The sequence below is a fragment of the Sphingomonas qomolangmaensis genome, assembly GCF_024496245.1.
Taxonomy (GTDB): Bacteria; Pseudomonadota; Alphaproteobacteria; order Sphingomonadales; family Sphingomonadaceae; genus Sphingomonas; species Sphingomonas qomolangmaensis.
In genome coordinates, this window is the sequence record NZ_CP101740.1 from 1,539,857 (window position 1) to 1,554,084 (window position 14,228).

Below are 14,228 nucleotides of genomic sequence, written 5' to 3' on the forward strand. Positions count from 1 at the left end.
TTACAGGCGTTCGGCGCTTTAGAAGGCAGGTACTTGATCTGCCCGCTTCCCACAGGACATTACCCCACCTCAATGAAAATCCCGCGACTTCGGCAGCACCCGCACATCCCGCGGATGCCGATCATACACCGGCCGCGCGACTTCGTCGGCGCGCGATAGCGTCGTCGGGGGCGCGGCGTCGCCCAGCGTGTCGAGCAATGCGGTGCGGTCGATCACGCGGGCGCCCATCAGGTGGACGACGCCCTCGGGGCTGCGCTGGACCTCGCCCTCGACCAGCATCAGCCGCGCGGTCATCACCTCGCGGCGATAGGTTTCGAACAGGCGCGCCCATAATACGACGTTGGTGACGCCGGTTTCGTCCTCGATCGTGACGAAGATCGCATTGCCCTTGCCGGGGCGCTGGCGGACCAGCACGATTCCCGCGGTGCGAAGCCTTGTGCCCGCCTTGGCCGCGCTGGTCTGCGCGCAGGTGGCGACGCGCTCGGCATCGAGCGTGCGCCGCACGAAGGTCATCGGATGATCCTTCAGCGACAGGCGAAGCGTCTGGTAATCGATCGCGACTTCCTGCGACGCCGCCATGGCGGGCAGCGCCATATCGGGTTCGTCGGCAAGCTCGCGCGCGCGCGCGGCGGCGAACAGCGGCAGCTCGCCACTGGGGGTGCGGCGCGCCTCCCACAAGGCCTGCCGCCGCCCCAGCCCCAGCGAGCCGAAGGCATCGGCATCGGCGAGCAGGCGAAGCGCGCGCTGCGGCAGATCGGCGCGGCGCGCGAGCGCCTCGACGCTGTCGAAGCGGCCATGCGCGCGGGCGGCGACCAAAGCCTGCGCCCAGGCCTGCCGAAAGCTGTCCATCTGGCGAAAGCCCAGCCGGATCGCGAGCGCGCCCTGCCCCGGCTGCCTGAGGCCGCCCTCCAGATCATTGTCCCAGATGCTGGCGTTGATGTCGATCGGCCGCACCTCGACGCCGTGTTCGCGCGCGTCGCGCACGAGCTGCGCGGGGGCGTAGAAGCCCATCGGCTGCGAATTGAGCAGCGCGCAGGTGAACACCGCGGGCTGATGGCATTTGATCCACGACGAGACATAGACCAGCCGCGCGAACGACAGCGCGTGGCTTTCGGGAAAGCCATAGCTGCCGAACCCCTCGATCTGGCGATAGCAACGCTCGGCAAAGGCGCGTTCGTAGCCGCGCGCGGTCATGCCATCGACGAGCTTGTCCTTCATCTTGTCGATCCCGCCATGGTTGCGGAAGGTGGCCATCGCGCGGCGCAGCTGGTTCGCCTCGCCCGGGGTGAAGCCCGCCGCGACGATCGCCAGCTTCATCGCCTGTTCCTGGAACAGCGGCACGCCGAAGGTCTTGCCGAGCAGGGTGCGAAGCTCGTTGGGGTCGTGCGGCGGCGCGGGCGAGGGATAATCGACCTTCTCGATCCCGCTGCGGCGGCGAAGATAGGGGTGGACCATGTCGCCCTCGATCGGGCCGGGGCGGACGATCGCGACCTGGACGGTGAGGTCGTAGAGCGAGCGCGGCTTGAGGCGCGGGAGCATGTTGATCTGCGCGCGGCTTTCGACCTGGAACACGCCGATGCTGTCGCCCTTGTCGAGCATTTCGTAGACTGCGGGGTCGTCGGCCTTGATGTCGACGGTGAGGTCGTGATCGCCAAGCCCGTGCTCGCGCATCATCGCGAACGCCTTGCGGATGCAGGTGAGCATGCCGAGCGCGAGGACGTCGACCTTCATCAGCCCCAGCGCGTCGATATCGTCCTTGTCCCATTCGATGAAGGTGCGGTCGGCCATCGCGCCATTGTGGATCGGCACGGTCTCGTCGAGCCGGTTCTGGGTGAGGATGAAGCCGCCGACATGCTGCGAGAGATGGCGGGGAAATTCGAGGATCTGGTCGACCAGGCTGCGTAGCCGCGCGACGTGCGGGTTGGCGGGATCGAAGCCCGATTCGGTGAAGCGGCGCTCCTCCATGCGGCTGGCGAAGCTGCCCCACACGGTGCCGACCAGCCGCGCGGTCGCGTCCTCCGAAAAGCCCAGCACCTTGCCGACTTCGCGGACGGCGCTGCGCGGGCGATAATGGATGACGGTCGCGGCGATCCCTGCCCGCTCGCGGCCATAGCGGGCATAGATATACTGCATCACCTCCTCGCGGCGTTCATGCTCGAAATCGACGTCGATATCGGGGGGCTCGTGGCGTTCCTCGGACACGAAGCGCGAGAACAGCAGGTCGTGCTCGGTCGGATCGACCGAGGTGACGCCGAGCAGGAAGCAGACGATCGAATTGGCCGCCGAGCCACGCCCCTGGCACAGGATCGGCGGATCGCGGGTGCGCGCGAAGCGGACCAGATCGTGGACGGTGAGGAAATAATAGGCGTAGTTCTGGCTGGCGATCAGCGTGAATTCCTCGGCCAATCGGCGGCGGACATCGGCGGGCAGATCGGCGCCGTAGCGCTGGTGCGCCGCCTCGACGACCATATGCTCGAGCCATGCCTGTGGCTGCCAGCCCTCGGGCACCGGCTCGTGCGGATATTCGTAGCGCAGATCGTCGAGGGTGAAGACGATGCGGGCGAGCAGGGCCAGGCTTTCGCCCACCGCCTGCGGGCAATCGCGGAACAGCCGCGCCATTTCGGCGGCGGGCTTGAGATAGCGTTCGGCATTGGCGGCGAGGCGGCGCCCGGCGGCGGCGATCGTCGTCTTCTGTTCGATACAGGTGAGGACGTCGTGGAGCTGGCGCTGATCGGGGGTGGCGTAGAGCGCATCGTTGGTGGCGAGCAGCGGCAGCCCGGTGCGCGCGGCGAGGTCGATCAGCGCGGCGAGGCGGCGGCGGTCGCGGCCCGCGCGGTGCATGGTCGCGCCGATCCAGACGCGGCCGGGGGCGGCGGACTGGAGGGCGGCGAGGATGCGTTCCTGGCCCCCCACCCCATCGTCACCCCGGACTAGTTCCGGGGTCCAGCGTGCGCCAACCGCTGGCGTGGGTGGTGGAGAGGTGGACCCCGGAACCAGTCCGGGGTGACGAAGCAGGGTTAGTTTGGGTTCGACGGGTGGCGCGCGAACGGGACCGAGCGTTGGGGTCGCCATCACGATCAGCAGCAGATCCTCGCTATACGCCAGCAGATCCTCGAGCCGCAGCACGCAGCCGCCCTTTTGCGCGCGCAGATTGCCCAAGGTCAGCAGCCGGGTCAGCCGGCCCCAGCCGTGGCGCGTCGCGGGATAGGCGAGGATGTCGGGGGTATCGTCGGCGAACACCAGCCGCGCGCCGACGACCAGGCGGAAGTCGATCTCACCCAGCCCCGCCTCGGCAGCCTTGGCGCGCGCCTGTTTGAGCGCGACGTGCGCGCGCACCACCCCCGCCACGCTGTTGCGGTCGGCAATCCCGATCCCCGCCATGCCGAGCGCGAAGGCCTGCGCAACCATGTCCGACGGTGCCGACGCGCCGCGCAGGAACGAATAGTTGGTCGCCGCCCCGAGTTCGGCGAACCCGGTCATGCGAATAAGCCGTGAACATACCAGCGCGGATCGGCGGCTTCGCGGCCATAGAGGCCGTGGCGGAACACCCAGAAGCGACGGCCGCGCGAATCCTCGATCCGGTAATAATCGCGCGTCAGCCCGCCATTGTCGGCGCGCCGCCACCATTCGGAGGCGATCCGCTCGGGCCCCTCGAAGCGGGTGATGTCGTGCAGCGTGCGCCTCCAGCGAAAGCGATGCGGCGGGCCGTCGGGGACTTCGGCCATCACCTCGATCGGCTGTGGCGGATCGAACAGGTGGAGCGGACGAAGCGGCGGCTCGCCGGGCTCGGGGCTGTCCCAGGCGGCAGGGGTGCCGGTATCGACCGCGGGGAGCGTCAGCACGCCTTGCTCGGGGATATGCGTGTCGCGCGTGGCGAAGCGGCGGATCCGCCCGCGCCCCAGCCGCGCGCTGAGGCGATCGACCAATGCCGCCATCGCCTCTTCGCTGATCGTCCCGCCTTCGAGCTGGAGCTGGGTCGGCGCAAGCGGCTCGATCGCGGGGATCGCCAGGCGGATCATGTCGAAGCCGAAGCCGGGGTCAATCGGATCGGCGAGCGAATCGACGCGCTCGCCGAACAGCCGCACCAGCATCGCGGCATCGCGCAGCGGCTGGCCGCTTTCGACCGCGAGATCGAACACCCGCCCATCGCTGCGGAACAGCCGGACGGCGAAGCGGCGGCCGCCCATGTGGCGCTCCTCGAGCTCGGTCGCGGCCTGTTGCGCCAGATCGCCGATCGCCGCGAGCGCATCCTGCGTCCGCGCGATCGGCTCGGCGAAGCGGCGCTCGAACAGCATCGCTGGCGGCGGGCGGCGCGGCGAGATGCGGCTGTCGGACGAGCCGAGCACCCGCGCGAGCATGTCGGTGGTGTCCTTGCCGAAGCGCGCCGACACCGGACCAGACGGGCGCACCGCCAGATCGCCCAGCGTCTTGAGCCCGGCGCGGCGAAGCGCGGTCTCGGTCTCGTCGTCGAGCCGCAGCGCCTCGACCCCCAGCCGGCGCAGCGCCGCATCCTCGCTCGCCGCAGGCGCGGTCTGGAAGCGCGCGAGCGCCTGCGCGCCTTCGGGGCTGCCGGCGAAGGCATGGCGCAGATGCCCGGTCCAGCGCGCCATCCGCGCCTCGACATCGGCGAGCAATCCGGCCTCGTCGCCGAACAGATGCGCCGCGCCAGTGATGTCGAGCGTCAGCCCGTCGGGCGAATCGAGCGCGACCATCGGGGTGTAGCGCTCGCACCCGTCGGCCAGCCGTTCGAGCCAGCCGATATCGGCGACCGGATCGGCATCGAACACCGCAAGCTCGGGCACGCGCGCGCGGGCATCGGCGAGCGACAGCCCGGCGGCGAGCCCCAGCGCCTGCGCACGCGGATCGACCGCGACAAGGCGGATCGCGCCGCGATCCTTTTCGACCAGCGCGAACGGCGAATCATCAGGCACGTCGCAATCGGGCACCCCCATCCGCACCAGCCGATCGACCGGCAGGAAGGGAAACCACAGCGCCAGATAGCGCCGGCGCGCGGAAGCTTGCTTGTTCACGATCCCACTCCACTCGCCAGACCCCGCCTTGGGCGCGGCCACGCTGGCGCAACAATTCGACTTCGAGCGCGGGATGCCCCGGCGCATCGGCGGCGAGCGGCACCGATGCCGCCGCGCGCACCGCCCAGCGAGTCTGCGCGGCGCTGGGCGAAGGTTCGGCGGCGATCCGAAGGATGATCGCGGTGACCCCCGATTCCTCGGCCGCCAGCGCCAGCCGCCGGCTTGCGGTGAGATCGAGCCGGCGCGGATCGCGCCACAATTCGATCAGCGCGATCCCGACATCGGGGCAGCGCACGACATCGGCAGCCGCGCGCAGCACCGCGAGCGGATCGGGCAGCAGCCCCAGGATCAGCCGGTCGGGGTCGATACCGATCTCGACCAGCCCCGCGGCATGGAGCTGCCCGCCCTGCCGATCGGCGGTTTCCTCGCGCAGCCACACGATCCCGCCGCCCAGCCGCCGCGCCAGCATCGCCGCGAACCCCGCCGCGCAGCTCGCATCGGCGGCATCGAGCGCGAACACCTCGTGCACCCGCCCGCGCGCCAGCCCGCCGCCCAGCGCCAGGTCGATCGCGGCATGACCGGTCGCCACGCACGTCGACGCGATCGAGGGCGGTGGCTCGATCGCGGCGATCCTGCGGCGCAGGTCGCTCAAGGCGGACGACTCGGTCATAATTGTTCACTATATGTTCTTATCGCGCCGATCGCCGAGCCGAGTCAATCGCGCCCTGCCCCCGCGCGGGCGATTGACCCCCGCCGCCGCAACGGGCATATAGTAACAACTGTTACCAGTTTAGGAGCGATGCCGACCATGGATCATATGGACGTGAACCCGATGGGCCTCGACGGCTTCGAATTTTGCGAATTCACCTCGGCCGATCCCGATCGGATGGCGGGCCAGCTCGAAGCGATGGGGTTCGTCGCGGCGTCGGTGCATCCGACGCGCGACGTCGTTCGATACAAGCAGGGGCGGATCAACATCCTGCTCAACCGCGAAGCGACCGGCCATGCCGCCGAGTTCCGCGCGGCGCACGGCCCATCGGCCAGCGGGATGGCGTTCCGCGTGCAGGACGCCAAGGCGGCGTTCGATGCAGCGATCGAGCGCGGCGCGAGCGCGGCCGATGCCGCCGAGGGCGCGCTGGGCGAAGGCTATGCGCTGCAGGGGATCGGCGGATCGATGCTGTACCTGGTCGATCGCCACGGCGCGCGCGGCAGCCTGTATGACGACTGGACCCCGGTCGAGGGGGCGGCGGAGGCCGAGGCGGCGAACAACGTCGGGCTCGACCTGCTCGATCACCTCACCCACAATGTCCGGCGCGGGCAGATGCGGGTATGGTCGCAATTCTATGCCGCGATCTTCGGCTTCGAAGAGCAGAAATATTTCGACATCAAGGGCAAGGCGACCGGGCTGTTCAGCCAGGCGATGATCGCCCCCGACAAGGCGATCCGGATCCCGTTGAACGAAAGCCAGGACGACAAGAGCCAGATCGAGGAATATCTGCGCGAATATAATGGCGAAGGCATCCAGCATTTGGCCTTCACCACCGACGACATCTACGCGACGGTGGAAAAGCTTCGCGCGCGCGGGGTGAAGCTGCAGGACACGATCGAGACGTACTACGAACTGATCGACAAGCGCGTGCCGGGGCATGGCGAGGATGTCGAGCGGCTGAAGCGCAACCGCATCCTGATCGACGGCGACACCGGCGACGAGGGGATTTTGCTGCAGATCTTCACCGAGAATATGTTCGGGCCGATCTTCTTCGAGATCATCCAGCGCAAGGGCAATGAAGGCTTCGGCGCGGGGAATTTCCAGGCGCTGTATGAGTCGATCGAGCTCGACCAGATCCGCCGGGGTGTGGTGACCGTCGACGCCTGATCGACGTGCCAAGCGCAGCTTGGCGCGAGATGCGGCGCGCAGGCGCCGCCGTCGACCGGCCGGCACGGCAGAGCCGGCCCATAGGGCACGGCTTTGCCGGGACCGACGGGCCGGCGGGTGATAGAGAGGCGACCATGACCCATTACCTCCCCGGCTTCGGCAATCACGTCTCGACCGAGGCGATCCCCGGCGCGCTGCCGATCGGGCGCAATTCGCCGCAGCGGCCGGCGTTCGGGCTGTATGCCGAGCAATTGTCGGGCACCGCCTTCACCGCGCCGCGCCACGAGAATCGCCGATCTTGGCTGTATCGGATGCGGCCGACCGCCGAACATCCGCCGTTCGTGCGCTACACCGGCGCGGCCGATTTCGCCCCCGGTACCAGCGATGCGCCGCTCGCGCCCAATCGCCTACGCTGGGACCCGCTGCCGCTGCCGCAAGCCCCGGTCGACCTGATCGACGGCATGACGACGATGATGGCCAGCCGCGACCCCGCCAGCCTCAACGGCGTCGCGCTGCACGTCTATGCCGCCAGCCGCGACATGGACGCGCGCGTCTTCATGAACGCCGACGGCGAGATGCTGTTCGTCCCCGAACATGGCCGGCTGGCGCTGCTGACCGAACTCGGGCGGATCGACGTCGCGCCGGGGCAGATCGCGCTGATCCCGCGCGGGGTGCGGTTTCGCGGGCTGCTGCCCGATGGCGCGGCGCGCGGCTATGTCTGCGAGAATCACGGCAGCTTCTTTCGCTTGCCCGATCTGGGGCCGATCGGTGCCAATGGCCTGGCCAACCCGCGCGATTTCGAGACGCCGGTCGCCTGGTACGAGGATCGCGACGAGCCGTTCGAGGTGGTGCAGAAATTCATGGGATCGCTGTGGACGACGACGATCGACCATTCGCCGCTCGACGTGGTGGCGTGGCACGGCAATCTTGGCCCCTGGCGCTATGACCTGGCGCGGTTCAACGCGATCAACACCGTCAGTTTCGACCATCCCGACCCGTCGATCTTCACCGTGCTGACCTCGCCCAGCGACGTGGCGGGCCGCGCCAATGCCGATTTCGTGATCTTCCCGCCGCGCTGGATGGTGGCCGAGGACAGCTTCCGCCCCCCCTGGTTCCACCGCAACGTGATGTCCGAAGCGATGGGGCTGATCCAGGGGGCGTATGACGCCAAGGCCGAGGGATTCCAGCCGGGGGGCATTTCGCTGCACAATCTGATGTCGGGGCATGGCCCCGATGTCGCGACGTGGAAGGCCGCGAGCGCGGCTGAACTGAAGCCGCACAAGATCGACGGCACGATGGCGTTCATGCTCGAAAGCTGCTGGCCATATCGCCCGACACAAACCGCGCTCGATCGCGCGCAGCTCGATTACGACGCGGTGTGGAACGACTTTCCCAAGGCGAAGCTGCCGCAGTGAGCGCTGCCGATACGCGGGTGTTCGCGACCCCGGCGGGGGTGACTTTGGGCGCGCTCGACCTGATCGCCGATGGCGCGGCGCGCAGCTTCGTCGTGCAGATGCGCGCAGGGCGGTTTCATGGCTTTGCGGTGCGGCGGGGGGGCGAGGTGGTCGGCTATGTCGATCGCTGCCCGCATATGCAGGTGCCGCTGGCGCAGTCGCTGGATGCGTATCTGACCCCCGATGGCGGGTTGATCGCGTGTGCCTGGCATGGGGCGCTGTTTCGGATCGACGATGGCGAATGCGTCGGCGGGCCGTGCGTGGGGGCGCGGCTGGGGGCGTGGCCGTTGGTGGTCGAGGCGGGGATGATCGTGACGGGGGTGGCGGCGACTGGATAGCGCGCTGTTCCCTTCCCCGTTCGCCCTGAGCTTGTCGAAGGGTCGTCCTGCGCTTTCGGCGGTCACGCGCTGGGAGAGTTCGGGCCGGCCCTTCGACAGGCTCAGGGCGAACGGACGGGAAAGGTTATCCTCCCCCTCACAGGCTTACCGCTTCCGCGCGCCGCCCTTGGCGCCATAGCCCTTGGCGAACACCGCATCATACACCGCGAACCGCACATCCTCGTTCGCCAGCTCGATCCGCGGCAACGGTGCCGCTCTTGCCAGCACGCGATCGTCGGCACCGGGGCCGGTGAGGACGCCGCGATCGGCGATCAGCACCGGCGGCACCGCAATCTCGGGTGGCGCGGCGCGCGGAAGTACGCCGTCGACTGCGGTATCGATCACCCGCACCTTGCCGCCCATCCTGGTTAGGTCGAACAACCGCTCGGCAAAGGCGGCGGGGAAGCGGATGCAGCCGTGCGACGCCGGATAGCCGGGCAGATCGCCGGCGTGGAGCGCGATGCCGGTCCAGGTGAGCCGCTGCATGAAGGGCATCGGCGCGTCCGAATAGAGGTTCGAGCGGTGGAACACCTTCTTTTGCAGGATCGTGAAGGCGCCCACTGGGGTATCCTTGCCCGGCTTGCCCGTCGATACCGTCGAGATGCCGACCAATTTGCCGCCGCGATAGACATAGGCGAGCTGGCTGGGCAGGCTGATGACGATCGCGACATCGCCGGTGGTGGCGGCGTCTTCGCGCCAGACATATTCGCCCGCCTGCAAGGCCGCAGCGCGCGATTCGACGTTGGTTTGTGCGCGCACCGTGTCGAGCGGCGCTGCGACCAAGCCGATCGCAATGAACAACGCATTAACCATGCCAAGTCGTTGCGGGCGAGACGAGCCGTGGTGGTTACCCGCCAGACCGCGCAACGAAACCGCGAAACCACCCAAAGGCTTTACCTTCATCTGCTATAGCCTCCGTATGTATGGCGTAAATCAAACCTCGGAAGAGGTAAACAACCTGCTAACCAAATCGGCCTCGCGGCGCACGCTTTTACGCGGCAGCCTGGTGGCAGGCGCAGTGTTGGCGGTACCGAGCTGCGTCCGCGCGCCGGTCGATCGCATGGCGGGGCGCGGGATCGAGCCGCTGGCGTCGAGGCCTCCCGCCCCTGCTCCTTATGTCGCACCGAAGTTCGATCCGCGCCGGATCGCGGGGGTGCGGCGACCGCTGCTCGAACGCGCGCTGGCGGCGCGCGACACGCATCGCCGCAGCATCACCAAGCGCGACCGGATCGCGGTCGTCGATTTCGGCGCGGGGTCGGCGGCGCCGCGGATGCACCTGGTCGATGTCGCCAATGGCCGCGTCACCGATCTGCTGGTCGCGCATGGCAGCGGCTCGGACCCCCGCCACACCGGCTTCCTGCAGCATTTCTCGAACGTCGATGGATCGAACGCATCGTGCGAAGGCGCGTTTGCCACGAGCGACTATTATGTCGGCAAGCATGGCCGATCGCAGCGGTTGCTCGGGCTCGATCCGACCAACGACAATGCGCTGGCGCGCGCGATCGTCGTCCACGGTGCCTGGTATGCCGAGGCCGAGATGCTGGCGATCCACGGCAAGCTGGGGCGCAGCCAGGGCTGCTTCGCGGTGGGCGATGCGCGGTTGCAGCAGGTGTTCAACCATCTGGGCGAAGGCGCGCTGATCTACGCCGCGAAGGCTTGAGAGCACTTCCGTTCGTCCTGAGTAGGGACTGAGCGAAGGCGAAGGCCCGTATCGAAGGACCCTGCCACAAGCGGGCGGATGCTTCGATACGCCGCTTCGACGAGCTCAGCGGCTACTCAACACGAACGGTGTGGTTTGTCTTGGCCTGCGCCACGCCCGCGCCTAAACCCGCAGCATGCGCCACCGTTTCTTCTCGCACCACACCCATGGCTTCGTCCGCGTCGCCGCCGCGACCCCTGCCGCGATGGTCGGCGATCCGATGGCCGCCGCCGCCTCGACGATCGCGCTGGCGCAGGAGGCGAACCGCGAGCGCGTCGATCTGGTGGTCTATCCCGAGCTCAACCTCACCAGCTACGCGATCGACGACCTGCACCTGCAGGACGCGCTACTCGCGGCGAGCGAGGCGGCGGTGGCCGCGGTGGTCGCGGCGAGCGCCGAGCTTCACCCGGTGCTGCTGGTCGGCGCGGCGCTTCGGCGCAACGGGCGAGTCTACAACACCGCGGTCGCCATCGCGCGCGGGCGGATCCTCGGCGTGGTGCCCAAGAGCTTCCTGCCCAATTACCGCGAATATTATGAGAAGCGCTGGTTCGCCTCGGGACTTGGCCTCGGCGGCCTGACGATCGACGTCGCCGGCCAGACCGTGCCGTTCGGCACCGACCTGCTCTTCGCCGCGAGCGACCTGCCCGACTTCATCTTCCACGCCGAGATCTGCGAGGATTTCTGGGCCCCCGCCCCGCCCTCGACCACGGGTGCGCTCGCGGGTGCACTGATCTGCTGCAACCTGTCGGCATCGAACATCGTCATCGGCAAGGGGCGCGAGCGCGACCTGCTGTGCGCGGCCCAAAGCGCGCGCGCGGTGTGCGCCTATGTCTATTCGGCGACCGGTCCGGGAGAGAGCACCACCGACCTTGCCTGGGACGGCCAGGGAATGGTCCACGAACTGGGCGAGCTGCTCGCGACCTCGGGCCGCTTCGACCTCGCGACCGAGCTGGTCGTCGCCGATGTCGATGCCGGGCGGGTGCGGCTCGAGCGGATGCGGATGGGCACCTTCAACGATGCCGCCGCCGCCGCGGGCCATCCCGAAACGCGCTTCCGCCGGATCGCGTTCGAACACGCCCCCGATTTCGCCGATGTTGGGTTGCGCCGCGACATCCGCCGCTTTCCGTTCGTGCCCAATACCCCCGCGACGCTCGACGAGGATTGCTACGAAGCCTTCAACATCCAGGTCGAGGGGCTGCGCAAGCGAGTCGTCGCGAGCGGATCGAAGCGGCTGGTGATCGGCGTGTCGGGCGGACTCGATTCGACCCATGCGCTGCTCGTCGCCGCCAAGGCGTTCGATCGGCTGGGGCGGCCGCGCACCGAGATATTGGGCTTCACGATGCCTGGCTTCGCGACCGGCGAGGCGACCAAGGCGAGCGCCTGGGCGCTGATGCGCGCGCTGGGGATCACCGGCGCCGAGATCGACATTACCCCCGCCGCGCGCCAGATGCTGGGCGATCTCGGCCATCCCTTCGCCGACGGCGAGCCGCATTATGACGTGACTTTCGAGAATGTGCAGGCGGGGCTCCGCACCGATTACCTCTTCCGCCTCGCCAACCAGCGCGAGGGGATCGTCGTCGGCACCGGCGACCTGTCCGAACTCGCGCTCGGCTGGTGCACCTATGGCGTCGGCGACCAGATGAGCCATTATGCGGTCAATGCCGGCGTGCCCAAGACGCTGATCCAGCATCTGATCCGCTGGACCGAGCGCACCGGCCAATATGACGACGCGACCAACCGCGTGCTCAACACCATCCTGGCGACCGAGATTTCGCCCGAGCTGGTGCCCGCCGGCGCCGATGGCGCGATCCAGTCAACGCAGGACCGGATCGGGCCGTACGAGCTGCACGATTTCTTCCTCCACTATGTCGTCCGCCACGGGCTCGCGCCGTCGAAGATCGCGTTCATGGCGCTACATGCCTGGCACGATGCCGATGCCGGCCGCTGGCCCGCGCATTTCCCGGCCGAATCGCGCAATGCGTACGACCTGCCGACAATCGCCAAATGGCTTGAGGCGTTTCTCGACCGCTTCTTTCGCACCAGCCAGTTCAAGCGATCGGCGATCCCCAACGGCCCCAAGGTCGCCGCCGCCGGTGCGCTGTCGCCGCGCGGTGACTGGCGTGCGCCTTCGGACGGTACCGCGACGGTGTGGCTGGACGAATTGCGCGCCGCGCTGCCATGACCCGGCGAACCATCCGCGCAGCCGATCGTTATGAGAACGCCGCATCATGCGGCACGGGAACCCCAAATGTATAAATGGCCCTATGCAGCGTGGACGCAGGCAAGCATCGATGCCTGGACGCTGGGCGCCGAGGCATCGACCGTCATCGGGATGCGGATGGCCAAGATGGCGGTGGGCGGCGCCGCCGCCGACAAGGAAGCGCAGCTGATGGTGAGCGAAAAGATGCAGGCGATGGCCGAGCTGCAGATGCAGATGCTCACCGGCGGCCTTGGCACCACCGCGCTGTCGGGGACGCAGAAGACGCTGAAGCATTACAAGAAGAAGGTGGCGGCGAACCGCAAGCGGCTAGGGTAGGTCGCGCGCCCAGCTCAGTCGGGCGAGCGACCCGCCAGCGACGCCGCCAGCCTGACGTCGTGCTCGACCACCGAGCCGGTCCAATCGCGTATCGTGCGCCCCAGCCAGGTCCAGGGTGTCGATGCCCCCAGCGCGGGCGCTTCGTCGGCGACATAGGTCAGCATCCGGCTCCCCCATGAATCGGCGAAGGCGGCGGCGTGCCCGTGACCGGCGTCGATCGCCAGTCCGTCGACGATCAGCGAGGGAAAGCCGAGCTTTTCGCGCGGCGACACGAACGCATCGCGAGCGGCGCGATCGCCGTCTTCGGGGGCGAGGAACAACGCTCCCACGATCCGGCTGGTATATTGCCGCGGCGAGAGGCGCGCCCACCAAGCAATCGCCGAGCAGGCGACCCCCGCCCCCATCAGCAACACCGATCGATCGGCCTCGCGCACCGCGGCGTCGAGCCGATAGGCGAAGCGGCTGCGCGCCGCCGCCGAGCCCGCGCCCAGCGCGATCTGACAATCGAAACGCGGCAGTCCGCTGAAGCTTCCCAGGCGTTCGGCGAGGCCGCCCAGATCGGGTCCGATACCGATGACAAAGGGTCGGGTCATGTCGGGTACCCACGCGGTGGCCGTCATCGATCGTCTCCTGCAGTATCCGCAGAATATGCTTTTTGGAAACCGATGGGAAGCACCGCCGCCGCATGCGCCTCGAGCTTCCACCCTGTCGCGACCAGACTTGCATCGAGGTTCCGATTTGCCCTTTCTGCTTGTGTCCAGCCGCTCAGCTTTCGGATAGGCAGCGCGCGATCAGGATGGGAAAAGATGATGGGCGACGCGTCGAAAGCTTGGAATGGTGAACTCGTTGGTCGATGGCTGGACAGCCGCCTCAAGGCTGCGCGGCTCGACCAAGCGGCGGCGGACCAGCGCGGATATGCGGCGCAGGACGACTTCGACAAAGCCGCTGCCGAAGAGTGGGTCTGCCGGACCCTGCAGGCCGCCGCGCTTGGCGATGACCAGGCAGCGTTCGCCGGACTGCTAAAGGCGCTGCTGGCTCGCGATGAATATCCGATCACGGGCATCTATGATGACCGGCGCTTCGACCGCAGCGTCCGCGCCAACCTCCGAAAAATTGCCAAGATGACCAAGGCCAATGACGGCTTCGCCAACACGTTGCGCTATCAGGGCTGACGCCGCGCCACGTCACGACTTGCCGGGTCGGGCCGACGCGGATCGCCAGCAGGCGGCGCGATGGGATGGATGCGCGGAGCTTGT

12 protein-coding genes are annotated in these 14,228 nt (G+C 68.1%); 7 read left to right on the forward strand and 5 right to left on the reverse strand.

All coding sequences use genetic code 11. The features are described 5' to 3' along the window. Window positions 1–69: 69 nt before the first annotated feature. Genes NMP03_RS07295 through NMP03_RS07305 form a run of 3 tightly spaced genes read right to left on the reverse strand, consistent with a single transcriptional unit; the run spans window position 70 to window position 5,700 of the window. Window positions 70–3,480 carry an error-prone DNA polymerase gene (locus NMP03_RS07295; RefSeq protein ID WP_256507823.1) on the reverse strand — a complete coding sequence of 1,137 codons (3,411 nt, stop codon included), beginning with the start codon at window positions 3,478–3,480 and terminating at the stop codon, window positions 70–72. After that, the gene (locus NMP03_RS07300) at window positions 3,477–5,030 is read right to left on the reverse strand and encodes a Y-family DNA polymerase (protein WP_406698349.1); all 1,554 of its coding nucleotides are present in this window, start codon (window positions 5,028–5,030) and stop codon (window positions 3,477–3,479) included. The genes NMP03_RS07295 and NMP03_RS07300 overlap by 4 nt, the downstream gene beginning before the upstream one ends. After that, window positions 4,924–5,700 carry an ImuA family protein gene (locus tag NMP03_RS07305; protein WP_256507824.1) on the reverse strand — a complete coding sequence of 259 codons (777 nt, stop codon included), beginning with the start codon at window positions 5,698–5,700 and terminating at the stop codon, window positions 4,924–4,926. Before NMP03_RS07305 ends, NMP03_RS07300 begins: the two co-directional genes overlap by 107 nt. A 138-nt stretch (window positions 5,701–5,838) precedes the next feature. Between NMP03_RS07305 and hppD the strand changes: the two genes are divergently transcribed. From hppD to NMP03_RS07320, 3 genes are all read left to right on the forward strand, one after another. Continuing rightward, the gene (gene hppD, locus NMP03_RS07310) at window positions 5,839–6,906 is read left to right on the forward strand and encodes a 4-hydroxyphenylpyruvate dioxygenase (RefSeq protein ID WP_256508049.1); all 1,068 of its coding nucleotides are present in this window, start codon (window positions 5,839–5,841) and stop codon (window positions 6,904–6,906) included. 134 nt (window positions 6,907–7,040) lie between these two features. Continuing rightward, complete coding sequence (gene hmgA, locus NMP03_RS07315) at window positions 7,041–8,321, forward strand: homogentisate 1,2-dioxygenase (protein ID WP_256507825.1); 1,281 nt, start codon at window positions 7,041–7,043, stop codon at window positions 8,319–8,321. After that, a complete protein-coding gene (locus tag NMP03_RS07320; protein ID WP_256507826.1) occupies window positions 8,318–8,698 on the forward strand; it encodes a Rieske (2Fe-2S) protein in 381 nt (126 codons plus the stop codon). The genes hmgA and NMP03_RS07320 overlap by 4 nt, the downstream gene beginning before the upstream one ends. A 144-nt stretch (window positions 8,699–8,842) precedes the next feature. Here the strand turns inward: NMP03_RS07320 and NMP03_RS07325 are convergent, their stop codons facing one another. Beyond that, entirely contained in the window at window positions 8,843–9,550 is a 708-nt protein-coding gene (locus tag NMP03_RS07325) for a L,D-transpeptidase family protein (protein ID WP_256507827.1), read from the reverse strand. Between the two features lie 106 nt (window positions 9,551–9,656). Here NMP03_RS07325 and NMP03_RS07330 point away from each other — a divergent pair, with 106 nt between their 5' ends. The 3 genes from NMP03_RS07330 to NMP03_RS07340 all read left to right on the forward strand — a co-directional run bounded on the left by NMP03_RS07330 (window position 9,657) and on the right by NMP03_RS07340 (window position 12,972). Next, window positions 9,657–10,397: a murein L,D-transpeptidase catalytic domain family protein gene (locus NMP03_RS07330; protein WP_256507828.1), complete on the forward strand. Its 741-nt coding sequence runs from the start codon at window positions 9,657–9,659 to the stop codon at window positions 10,395–10,397. A gap of 175 nt (window positions 10,398–10,572) precedes the next feature. Then, entirely contained in the window at window positions 10,573–12,618 is a 2,046-nt protein-coding gene (locus tag NMP03_RS07335; protein WP_256507829.1) for an NAD(+) synthase, read from the forward strand. Window positions 12,619–12,684: 66 nt separating this feature from the next. Next, complete coding sequence (locus NMP03_RS07340) at window positions 12,685–12,972, forward strand: hypothetical protein (RefSeq protein WP_256507830.1); 288 nt, start codon at window positions 12,685–12,687, stop codon at window positions 12,970–12,972. A 14-nt stretch (window positions 12,973–12,986) separates the two neighbouring features. Here the strand turns inward: NMP03_RS07340 and NMP03_RS07345 are convergent, their stop codons facing one another. Further along, the gene (locus tag NMP03_RS07345; RefSeq protein WP_256507831.1) at window positions 12,987–13,592 is read right to left on the reverse strand and encodes an alpha/beta hydrolase; all 606 of its coding nucleotides are present in this window, start codon (window positions 13,590–13,592) and stop codon (window positions 12,987–12,989) included. 186 nt (window positions 13,593–13,778) lie between these two features. Between NMP03_RS07345 and NMP03_RS07350 the strand changes: the two genes are divergently transcribed. Beyond that, window positions 13,779–14,144, forward strand: a complete 366-nt coding sequence (locus NMP03_RS07350; RefSeq protein ID WP_319937632.1) for a hypothetical protein — start codon at window positions 13,779–13,781, stop codon at window positions 14,142–14,144. The last annotated feature ends 84 nt before the right edge of the window (window positions 14,145–14,228 follow it).